Raw genomic sequence first — 11,468 nt, forward strand, 5'->3', positions numbered from 1 at the left:
GGGTGATGGTGGGGTGAGGGGACCATTCACCGCGGATTATCAAACCTCCAGATAGTCCAGAATCCCCTCGGCAGCGTTGCGCCCCTCGAAGATTGCCGTCACCACCAGGTCAGAGCCACGCACCATGTCGCCACCGGCAAAGATCTTCGGATTGCTGGTCTGGTGCTTGAACTTGCCCTGCTCAGGGGCCACTACCCGGCCCTGGCTGTCGGTCTGGATGCTGTGCTGCTCGAACCACGAGGCCGGGCTCGGGCGGAAACCAAAGGCGATGACCACGGCGTCGGCCGGAATGATCTCTTCGGAACCCGGAATCGGCTCGGGGCTGCGACGGCCACGGGCATCCGGCTCGCCGAGACGGGTCTCGACCACCTTCACACCTTCGACCTTGTCCTCACCCACGATAGCGATCGGCTGACGGTTGTAGAGGAACCTTACACCCTCTTCCTTGGCGTTCTTCACCTCTTTGCGCGAGCCTGGCATGTTCGCTTCGTCACGACGGTAGGCGCAGGTTACAGCCTTGGCGCCCTGGCGAATGGACGTGCGGTTACAGTCCATCGCCGTGTCGCCACCGCCCAGTACCACCACTTTCTTGCCTTTCATGTCGACGAAATCTTCCGGCGACTTTTCAAAGCCCAGGTTGCGATTGACGTTGGCGATCAGGAAATCCAGGGCATCGTGCACGCCCGGCAGGTCTTCGCCCGGGAAGCCACCCTTCATGTAGGTGTAGGTGCCCATGCCCATGAACACGGCATCGTATTCCTGCAGCAACTGCTCGACGCTGATGTCCTTGCCCACCTCGGTGTTCAGGCGGAACTCGATGCCCATGCCGGTGAACACTTCGCGGCGATTGCTCAGCACGCTCTTCTCCAGCTTGAACTCGGGAATGCCGAAGGTCAGCAGACCACCAATTTCCGGGTTCTTGTCGAACACCACCGGGGTCACGCCGCCGCGCACCAGCACGTCGGCACAGCCCAGCCCGGCAGGGCCCGCGCCGATGATGGCGACGCGCTTGCCGGTCGGCTTGACCTTGGACATGTCCGGCCGCCAACCCATGGCGAAGGCCGTGTCGGTGATGTACTTCTCCACCGAACCGATGGTCACCGCACCGAAACCGTCGTTGAGGGTGCAGGCACCCTCGCACAGACGATCCTGCGGGCACACCCGGCCGCACACTTCCGGCAGGGTGTTGGTCTGGTGCGACAGCTCGGCGGCGGCCAGGATGTTGCCCTCGGCCACCAGCTTCAACCAGTTGGGAATGAAGTTGTGCACCGGGCACTTCCATTCGCAGTACGGGTTGCCACAACCAAGGCAGCGGTGGGCCTGATCGGCCGACTGCGCGGGTTTGAAGGGTTCGTAGATTTCCACGAACTCTTTCTTGCGTTGACGCAACAGTTTCTTCTTCGGATCTTTGCGCCCGACCTCGATGAACTGGAAGTCATTACTCAGACGTTCAGCCATTGTTAAAACCTCATCAAACTCTTCAGGCGCATATCACTGCGGGTTGGCACGGGTGCTGGACAGCAAGGACTTCAAGTTCGCAGCCTTGGGCTTGACCAGCCAGAAGCGGCGCAGGTAGTCGTCCAGGTTTTCCCAGACGTTGCGGCCCCACTCGCTGTCGGTTTCTGCCACGTACTCGGCGAGCACGCGCTCTAGGTGGCTGCGATAGGCTTCCATGGCTTCACCGCTGATGCGCTGGATTTCCACCAGTTCGTGGTTGACCCGGTCAACGAAGCTGTTGTCCTGGTCGAGCACGTAGGCGAACCCACCGGTCATGCCGGAGCCAAAGTTGTAGCCGGTCTTGCCGAGCACGCAGACGAAACCGCCTGTCATGTATTCACAGCAGTGATCGCCGGTGCCTTCGACGATGGTGTGGGCACCGGAGTTGCGCACAGCGAAACGCTCGCCTGCGGTACCAGCGGCAAACAGCTTGCCGCCGGTAGCGCCGTACAGGCAGGTGTTGCCGATGATGGCGCTGTCCTGGGTCTTGAACGGGCTGCCCTTGGGCGGCACGATCACCAGCTTGCCGGCGGTCATGCCCTTGCCGACGTAGTCGTTGGCGTCGCCTTCCAGGTACATGTTCAGGCCACCGGCGTTCCACACGCCGAAGCTCTGCCCGGCGGTGCCTTTGAAGCGGAAGGTCAGCGGCGCGCCGTTCATGCCCTGGTTGCCGTGCAGCTTGGCGATCTCACCGGAAATCCGCGCGCCGATGGAACGGTCGCAGTTGCAGATGTCCAGTTCGAATTCGCCGCCGGACTTGGCCTGGATCGCCGGCAAGGCCATTTCCACCATCTTCTCGGCCAGCAGGCCCTTGTCGAACGGCGGATTGCGGTCCACTTCGCAGAACTGCGGCTTGTCGGCCGGAATGTGATCGCTGCCCAGCAGCGGGGTCAGGTCCAGATGGGCCTGCTTGTCGGTTTCACCCGGCAGCATTTCCAGCAGGTCAGTGCGCCCGATCAGCTCGCCCAGGCTGCGCACGCCCAGCTTGGCCAACCATTCGCGGGTTTCTTCGGCGACATAGGTGAAGAAGTTGATCACCATGTCGACGGTGCCGATGTAGTGATCCTTGCGCAGTTTTTCGTTCTGCGTGGCCACACCGGTAGCGCAGTTGTTCAGGTGGCAGATGCGCAGGTATTTGCAGCCCAGCGCGATCATCGGCGCGGTGCCGAAGCCGAAGCTTTCGGCGCCCAGGATAGCGGCCTTGATCACGTCCAGGCCGGTCTTCAGGCCGCCGTCGGTCTGTACCCGCACCTTGCCGCGCAAATCGTTGCCGCGCAGGGTCTGGTGGGTTTCTGCCAGGCCCAGTTCCCACGGCGCACCGGCGTACTTGATCGAGCTCAGGGGCGAAGCACCGGTACCACCGTCGTAGCCGGAGATGGTGATCAGGTCGGCATAGGCCTTGGCCACACCGGCGGCAATGGTGCCCACGCCCGCTTCGGCCACCAGCTTCACCGAAACCAGCGCATCCGGGTTGACCTGCTTGAGGTCGAAGATCAGCTGCGACAAGTCCTCGATCGAATAGATGTCGTGGTGCGGCGGTGGCGAGATCAGGGTCACACCCGGCACGGCATAGCGCAGCTTGGCGATCAGGCCGTTGACCTTGCCGCCCGGCAACTGCCCGCCTTCGCCAGGCTTGGCGCCCTGGGCCACCTTGATCTGCAACACCTCGGCGTTGACCAGGTACTCGGGGGTGACCCCGAACCGGCCTGTGGCGATCTGCTTGATCTTGGAGCTGCGCACAGTGCCGTAGCGCGACGGATCTTCGCCGCCTTCACCGGAGTTGGAACGCGCGCCCAGGCGGTTCATGGCTTCGGCCAGCGCTTCGTGGGCCTCGGGCGACAAAGCGCCCAGGGAGATACCGGCCGAGTCGAAGCGCTTGAGAATGGCCTGCAGCGGCTCGACCTGATCCATCGCCAACGGCTCGTCGAGCGTCTTGACCTTGAGCAGGTCGCGAATCATCGACACCGGACGGTTGTCGACGATCGCGGTGTATTCCTTGAACTTGCTGTAGTCGCCCTGTTGCACGGCCGCTTGCAGGGTGTTGACCACATCGGGGTTGTAGGCGTGGTATTCACCGCCGTACACGAACTTCAGCAGGCCGCCTTGCTGGATCGGCTTGCGCGGGCTCCAGGCTTCGGCGGCGAGGGCTTTCTGCTCGGCTTCCAGATCGACGAAGTGGGCGCCCTTGATGCGGCTCGGCACGCCACGGAAGCTCAGCTCGCAGACTTCCTCGGACAGGCCGATGGCCTCGAACAGCTGGGCACCGCGGTACGAGGCCACGGTGGAGATGCCCATCTTCGAGAGAATCTTGAGCAGGCCCTTGGTGATGCCCTTGCGGTAGTTCTTGAACACCTCATAGAGGTCGCCCAGCACTTCCCCGGTACGGATCAGGTCGCCCAGCACTTCGTAGGCCAGGAACGGATAGACCGCCGAGGCACCGAAGCCGATGAGCACGGCGAAGTGGTGCGGATCCCGCGCAGTAGCGGTTTCCACCAGAATGTTGCTGTCGCAACGCAGGCCTTTTTCGGTCAGGCGGTGGTGTACGGCACCGGTGGCCAGCGAGGCGTGCACCGGCAGTTTGCCCGGCGCGATGTGACGGTCGCTGAGCACCAGCAAGGTACGCCCGGCGCGCACGGCCTCTTCGGCCTGGTCGGCGATGTTGCGCACGGCGGCTTCAAGGCCGGTGGCTTCATCGTAGTTCAGGTCGATGATCTGGCGATCGAAACCGGGGCGATCCAGGTTCATCAAGGAACGCCACTTGGCTGGGGAGATCACCGGCGAACTGAGGATGACCCGCGAAGCGTGCTCCGGGGACTCCTGGAAGATGTTGCGCTCAGCACCCAGGCAGATTTCCAGGGACATCACGATGGCTTCGCGCAGCGGGTCGATCGGCGGGTTGGTCACCTGCGCGAACTGCTGACGGAAGTAATCGTAGGGCGTGCGCACGCGGCGCGACAGCACGGCCATCGGCGTGTCGTCACCCATGGAACCCACGGCTTCCTGGCCCTGCTCACCCAGCGGGCGCAGCACCTGATCGCGCTCCTCGAAGGTGACCTGGTACATCTTCATGTACTGCTTGAGCTGGTCGCTGTTGTAGAAGGCCGAACCATGGTCGTTGTCTTCCATGGTCGACTGGATACGCAGCGCACTCTTGCGCAGCCACTGCTTGTAGGGGTGGCGCGACTTCAGACGGTTGTCGATGTCGTCGGTGTGCAGAACCTGGCCGGTTTCGGTGTCCACGGCGAGGATCTGGCCAGGGCCGACACGCCCCTTGGCGATGACGTCTTCGGGCTGGTAGTTCCACACGCCGATTTCCGACGCCAGGGTGATGTAGCCGTTCTTGGTGGTGACCCAGCGCGCCGGACGCAGGCCGTTGCGGTCGAGCAGGCACACGGCATGGCGGCCGTCGGTCATGACCACGCCGGCTGGGCCGTCCCATGGCTCCATGTGCATGGAGTTGTACTCATAGAAAGCCCGCAGGTCGGGGTCCATGGTTTCGACGTTCTGCCATGCAGGCGGAATCAGCATGCGCACGCCGCGGAACAGGTCGATGCCACCGGTCACCATCAGCTCGAGCATGTTGTCCATGCTGGAGGAGTCGGAGCCGACGCGGTTGACCAGCGGACCCAGTTCTTCCAGGTCCGGGATCAGATCGTTGGCGAACTTGGTGCGCCGGGCCTGGGCCCAGTTGCGGTTGCCGGTGATGGTGTTGATCTCGCCGTTGTGGGCAAGAAAGCGGAAGGGCTGAGCCAGCGGCCACTTCGGCAGGGTATTGGTGGAGAAGCGCTGGTGGAACACGCAGATAGCGGTCTGCAGGCGCTCGTCGCTCAGGTCTGGATAGAAGGCCGTGAGGTCGGCCGGCATCATCAGACCCTTATAGATGATGGTCTTGTGCGAGAAGCTGCAGATGTAGTGGTCGCTGTCCGCAGCGTTGGCCACCGACGAGCGACGACGGGCGCTGAACAGCTTGATGGCGAACTGCTGATCGCTCAGGCCTTCACCGCCGACGAACACCTGCTGGATCTTGGGCAGGCGCTCCAGCGCCAGACGGCCCAGTACGCGGGTGTCGATCGGCACGTCGCGCCAGCCGACCAACTGCAGGCCGGCGGCTTCGATTTCGCGATTCATGTTGTCGCGGGCAGCCTGGGCGCGCACGGGGTCCTGGTTGAAGAACACCATGCCTACCGCGTACTGCTTGGGCAGTTCGTTGCCGAAGTGTTCCTTGGCCACGGCGCGCAGGAACAGGTCGGGCTTTTGAATCAGCAAGCCGCAGCCGTCGCCGGTCTTGCCGTCGGCGTTGATCCCACCGCGGTGGGTCATGCAGGTCAGGGCCTCGATGGCCGTTTGCAGGAGGTTATGGCTGGGCTCGCCCGACATGTGGGCAATCAGGCCAAAACCGCAGTTATCCTTGAATTCATCGGGATGGTACAGACCTGTTTTCATAGACACTTTCTCACCAGGCTGCCTCTCACCGAGGCAAATTTCTTTTCAATTCAACTAGTTACCACACGCGCCGAACGTTCGCCGGCTTTGCGGGGGCAAAAGGGAAGTCATTGTACACAGCGAAACGAAAGCTCACAAATTTGGCGACGAAATGAATAAATCAAATGTCGCAAATGTGAACCTTTTTCAGCGAGTTGTTGTGGTAGCAACGTTCGCAGGAGTGTGAGACCTGATGCCCGGACGTGCAAGCCCGAACTGCTGCAAGGGCCACGCCAGAGCGCTGCGCATCGACCGCTAGGCCGGGCACCTCGCGCGGGCGCAGGGGACGCCTTGCAGAGACACCAAAGCCTGCCGCGCATCACGCGGCAGGCTTTGCATCAGGTATCGCCAGAGGTGGGGCGGCGGGGATAGTTGCCGCCCGACAATCAGCGGGCTGTGGCGAGGTCCTGTTGGACGCTGGCGACAGTACGTGGCCAAGGTTTACCAGCCTGGACCTTGGCTGGCAAGTTCTTGATGGCGGCCACGGCGGCATCACGGCTGGCAAAGCTGCCATAGGTGATCACGTACAGCGGCTTGCCTTGCAGGGTTTTCTTGAAGTAGCGGAACTCGCCGCCCTGCTCTTTTACATAGGCCTGGGCAGCCCCTTCATTGCTGGTGCCCAGAATCTGTACCACGTAGTTGCTCGGCGATTGACCCGCATACCAGCCGCTACCGGCGGCAGGCTTGCCGGCTGGCGCTGGCTTGGCAGCCGCCGCCTGGGTCGGTGCCGGGGTAGGCTTGGCGGCCACTGCCGGCTGGGAGGGCGCTGGTTTGGCGGTTGCTACCGGAGCCACCGGCCGGGCTTGAGCAGGTGTAGGCACAGGCGTGGCCGCCGGGCCCGCAGGAACACCGGCAGGGGGTGCGGTGGTGGTAACGGTAGGCGGCTGCGGCGCGGTATTCACCGCCGGGCCACTTTCCTCGCCATCACCCATGCCGGTGGACTCGGCCAGCGGGCCGCGCATCACTGGCTGTTGCGCGCCATTCATCGGCAGCGGCACCGGCTGGTTGCTGTTGTTGAACTCCACCGACGGATTGCCGTTGTTCGATTGCGCCGCCCCAGGCTGGCCCTGCCCCAACGGCAGTTGCGCCTGCTCGGGAGCGGTGGGCGTCTTGGCGTTGCGGCTGGGCATGAGCCAGGCAGCAGCGACGGCGACGACAACGACGGCAGAGATAGCCAGTACGTGTTTCTTAGGCATTTTGAACCCCATAGCAGGACGCTTCACCGCTGAGCGGCTTGCGATCATGGCCTCGATCAGTGCATCACGGGCAACCTGGTTGATGGTGCCAGGCCAGCCATCCGAATTCTCGTGGATATCGGCGATCTGATCATTGGTAAGCAATTGAATCCCTTGACCTGCCCCTTCCAGGCGCAGTGCCAGGTACTCGCGGGTTTCCTCGAGACTGTACGGCTGCAGCTCGATCACATGGAACAGTTCCTGTCCGGCACTGAACGGCTCGAGGCCGGCGATCAGCGAAGGCTCGCCGAACAGAAACACGTGAGGGCGCCCTTCCGGGGTGCCCGCCGCCAACGCCAGCAGGGCTTCGATTGCGGATTCATCGAGTTGTTCCGCGTCGTCCACCAGCAGGTAGACTTCCTGGCCGGTCAGCCCCAGCTGGACGATCTGCGCCAGCATCGCCGGCACTTCCAGGGTATTGAGACCCAGGGACTGGGCGACCTGGCTGAGCACGCTGGCAGCATCGCCGGCGCCACGGGCCGACACCACGATACTTTGCACCGACTGCTTGTTGGTGCTCGCGACCAGTGCCTGGCGCAGCAGGGTCTTGCCGCTGCCATGGGGGCCGGTGACCACCAGCAACAGCTGGCTGTAGCGTGCCAGATGGTGCAACTGGCCCAGTACCGGCTTGCGCTGGGCCGGGAAGAATTTGAAGCCAGGCACCCTCGCCGCGAAGGGGTCATGATCCAATTGGTAGTGGCCGAGAAAGGCCTCATCGGCATGCAGACTTGTCATCGAACTCTCGTAGAACAAAGGTGGATCGTTGATTGGTTGCTGGAAACACAGGCCAGCGTGACGCGCTTTGCCCGTAGGAGCGGCGTGAAGCCGCGAAGGCGTCATACCAGGCGAAAGACAACCGGCAGTCATGCCGACGCCTTCGCGGCTGCACGCCGCTCCTACAGGGACCGAGGTGTAGCCACTCGAGCCTCCAGCCCTGCGACGATGGCGCGGTAATCCGCTTCCAGGGTCGCCTGCAGCACCTGCTGCGGGTAGTCGGCGGTGATCACCGCTTCGCCCATGCCGCGCAGCAGCACCAGGCGTAGACTGCCATCCAGCACTTTCTTGTCGATCGCCATGTGCTCGAGGAAGTCGGCCGGGGTCATTTCTGCCGGCGGCACCACCGGCAATCCGGCGCGCTGCAACAGACGAATGCCACGATCGCGCTCGGCCTCGGTTATCCAGCCCAGACGCATGGACATTTCCAGCGCCATCACCGTGCCAGCCCCGACGGCCTCGCCATGAAGCCAGACACCATACCCCATATGGGTCTCGATGGCGTGGCCGAAAGTATGGCCCAGATTCAGCGTCGCACGCACCCCGGACTCGCGCTCGTCGGCACCGACCACACGGGCCTTGGCCGCGCATGAGCGACGAATGGCCTCGGTCAGCGCCGCCTGGTCGACCGCGCGCAAGGCCTCGACATTGTCTTCCAGCCAGCCAAGGAAGGGTTCGTCGCAGATGAAACCGTACTTGATCACTTCGGCCAGACCCGCCGACAGCTCCCGCGATGGCAGAGTAGCCAGGGTGGTCGTGTCGATCAGTACCGCGTTGGGCTGATAGAACGCGCCGACCATGTTCTTGCCCAGCGGGTGGTTGATGCCCGTCTTGCCGCCCACCGACGAGTCGACCTGGGACAGCAAGGTGGTCGGCACCTGGATGAAATCCACGCCGCGCTGATAGCAGGCGGCGGCGAACCCGGCCATGTCGCCGATCACCCCGCCGCCCAGAGCGATCACCGTGACCCGACGATCCAGGCGCGCGGTGAGCATGGCGTCGAAGATGGTCTGCAGGGTTTCCCAATTCTTGAAGGCTTCGCCGTCCGGCAGGACCACGGGGACCACCGAATAGGCCCCCAACGTGGTGGTCAGGCGTTCCAGGTACAGCGGCGCAACGGTGACGTTGGAGACCACGGCCACTTTGCGTCCAGCAATATGCGGCGCCAGCAGTTGGGCCTGGTCGAGCAGCCCTTCACCGATGTAGATCGGGTAGCTGCGCTCACCGAGGTCGACCTTGAGTGTCTGCATGTGTTCCCACACTTTTATTGGAAGAGGTTCAGGCGCCTCAGCGCGGCGGTAGCCGCTGCAGGCGCTCGAGAATGTCCAGCACCACCATGCGCGGTGGGCGCTCGTCGGTTTCCACCACCAGGTCGGCGATTTCCCGGTACAGCGGGTCGCGAATCGCCAGCAGGGCACGCAGGGTGCCTTCCGGGTCGGCGGTGCGCAATAGCGGCCGGTTGCGATCACGGGCGGTACGGCCCACCTGTTGTTCGACCGAAGCGTGCAGGTAGACCACGCGCCCGCCGGCATGCAGGGCCTGGCGATTCTCATCGCGCATCACTGCACCGCCGCCGGTCGCCAGCACCAGCCCGTCGTACTCGCAGAGTTCGGCGAGCATGGCCGCTTCACGCTCGCGAAAGCCGGCCTCGCCTTCCTTGTCGAAGATCCACGGGATGTTCGCTCCGGTACGGGTCTCGATTTCCTTGTCGGAATCCTTGAACGGCAACCGAAGCTCTTTGGCCAGCAATCTGCCAATGGTGCTTTTGCCAGCACCCATTGGCCCAACAAGTATCAAATTTCGCACAGAATCAACGACTCACAGCAATCGCCTGGTTATTCATGATACGCGGAGTCAAGAATACCAGCAGCTCGGATTTGGCTTCCGACACGACATCCCGACGGAAAAGGCGGCCAACATACGGCACATCGCCCAAAAATGGCACCTTATCCACGGTTTTACTTTGCGTGTTGGAGAAAACCCCACCGATCACGATGGTTTCACCGTCGTTGACCAACACCTTGGCGTTGACCTCGTTCTTGCTGATCGGCGGTACGCCCAGCACCGCATTGAGGTAGTCCGGCTCATCCTTGGTCACCTTCACTTCCATGATGATGCGGCTGTCTGGGGTGATCTGCGGCGTGACTTCCAGCGACAGCGAGGCCTCCTTGAACGACACCGTGGTGGCGCCACTGGAGCTGGCCTCCTGATAAGGCACCTCGGTACCTTTGAGGATCTTCGCGGTCTCCTTGTCCGAGGTCACCACCTTGGGCTGGGAGACGATCTCGCCATTGCCGGTGCTTTCCATCGCGCTGAGTTCAAGGTCCAGCAGGACGTTGTTGGTGACGAAGCCCAGGCCGATCCCGGAGGTCGCGTCGGCGGCACCCAGGTCGATGAACGGCGTGTTGGAGCCGACATCGCCGCCGGTATTGCCGGCCTCGTCGCCGTTGTCGTCCAGGCCGTAGGCGGTCCAGTTGTGTTTCCCGCTGAGGTTGGTCGAGCCGCCCCAGCGCACGCCCAGCGCCTTGTTGTAGCCCACGTTGGCTTCGACGATGCGCGCCTCGATCATCACCTGGCGCACCGGGATGTCCAGCTGGGTGACGATACGGCGCAGCTCGTCCAGGCGGTCTTGGGTCTGGTAGGCAATGATGTTGTTGGTCCGCTCGTCGACGGTGATCGAGCCGCGCTCGGTCTCGACGTTCTCACCCTTGGTGACCGACTGGAACAGTTTGGCGATGTCCGCCGCCTTGGCGTAGTTGACCTGCATCAATTCGCGACGCAGCGGCGCCAACTCCTGAATCTGACGCTGGGACTCCAGCTCCTGACGCTCGCGCGCCGCGATCTCGTCGGCCGGGGCCACCAGCAACACGTTGCCGACCTTGCGCTTGTCCAGGCCCTTGGTCTTGAGGACCAGATCCAGTGCCTGATCCCAGGGCACATTCTGCAGGCGCAGGGTGATACCGCCCTGGACCGTGTCACTGGCCACCAGGTTGAGGTTGGTGAAGTCGGCGATCAGTTGCAGCACCGAGCGCACGTCGATGTCCTGGAAGTTCAGCGAGAGCTTCTCGCCGTTGTACACGTTGCGTTCGACGTTACGCCGGGCGACGTCCTCGTTGGTCAGTGGCCGGACGCTGATGGTCAGGCGATTCTCGGTCTGATAGGAGGAGTAATCGAAGGTGCCACTGGGCTCGATGGTGACGGTGCTGCCCGTGCTGCTGGCCGCCGAATTGACGAATTGCACAGGTGTGGCGAAGTCCTTGACGTCCAGGCGCACGCGCAGCTTCTCGGGCAGCTGGGTCCTGGCGAAGTTGAGGGTGATCTTGCCGCCCTGCTCGGAAATATCCGGGCTGATGGTGGGATCGCTGAGGTCGATGATCACATTGCCCTCACCCAACTCGCCCCGCTGGAAGTCGACATTGCGGATCGCCCGGCCGGCTGGCACTGCGGCGTGTGGCGCCGCAGGCTGGGCGCTGGCCACAG

Annotated in this window: 6 protein-coding genes; all 6 read right to left on the minus strand. The window is 63.1% G+C overall.

Annotated features, from left to right (window positions below; genetic code table 11):
* Nucleotides 1–39 precede the first annotated feature (39 nt).
* On the minus strand, nt 40–1,458 hold the full coding sequence (locus tag B3397_RS08805) for an FAD-dependent oxidoreductase (protein ID WP_296249159.1): 1,419 nt from the start codon (nt 1,456–1,458) through the stop codon (nt 40–42).
* A gap of 33 nt (nt 1,459–1,491) precedes the next feature.
* Complete coding sequence (gltB, locus tag B3397_RS08810) at nt 1,492–5,940, minus strand: glutamate synthase large subunit (protein ID WP_296249160.1); 4,449 nt, start codon at nt 5,938–5,940, stop codon at nt 1,492–1,494.
* Nucleotides 5,941–6,365: 425 nt separating this feature from the next.
* Entirely contained in the window at nt 6,366–7,949 is a 1,584-nt protein-coding gene (locus tag B3397_RS08815) for an SPOR domain-containing protein (RefSeq protein ID WP_296249161.1), read from the minus strand.
* Nucleotides 7,950–8,110: 161 nt separating this feature from the next.
* A complete protein-coding gene (gene aroB, locus B3397_RS08820; protein WP_296249163.1) occupies nt 8,111–9,238 on the minus strand; it encodes a 3-dehydroquinate synthase in 1,128 nt (375 codons plus the stop codon).
* 37 nt (nt 9,239–9,275) lie between these two features.
* The gene (gene aroK, locus B3397_RS08825; protein WP_296249165.1) at nt 9,276–9,794 is read right to left on the minus strand and encodes a shikimate kinase AroK; all 519 of its coding nucleotides are present in this window, start codon (nt 9,792–9,794) and stop codon (nt 9,276–9,278) included.
* Nucleotides 9,795–9,798: 4 nt separating this feature from the next.
* Nucleotides 9,799–11,468: type IV pilus secretin PilQ (locus B3397_RS08830; protein ID WP_296249167.1), on the minus strand; the 1,670-nt coding region annotated here is incomplete at its 5' end.

The sequence above is a fragment of the Pseudomonas sp. UBA4194 genome (assembly GCF_002379585.1).
Taxonomy (GTDB): Bacteria; Pseudomonadota; Gammaproteobacteria; order Pseudomonadales; family Pseudomonadaceae; genus Aquipseudomonas.

Excerpts from the sequence above, each read along its gene's own strand:
- B3397_RS08805 (WP_296249159.1), bottom strand. The coding sequence starts at position 1,458 with ATGGCTGAACGTCTGAGTAATGACTTCCAGTTCATCGAGGTCGGGCGC.
- gltB (WP_296249160.1), bottom strand. The coding sequence starts at position 5,940 with ATGAAAACAGGTCTGTACCATCCCGATGAATTCAAGGATAACTGCGGT.
- B3397_RS08815 (WP_296249161.1), bottom strand. The coding sequence starts at position 7,949 with ATGACAAGTCTGCATGCCGATGAGGCCTTTCTCGGCCACTACCAATTG.
- aroB (WP_296249163.1), bottom strand. The coding sequence starts at position 9,238 with ATGCAGACACTCAAGGTCGACCTCGGTGAGCGCAGCTACCCGATCTAC.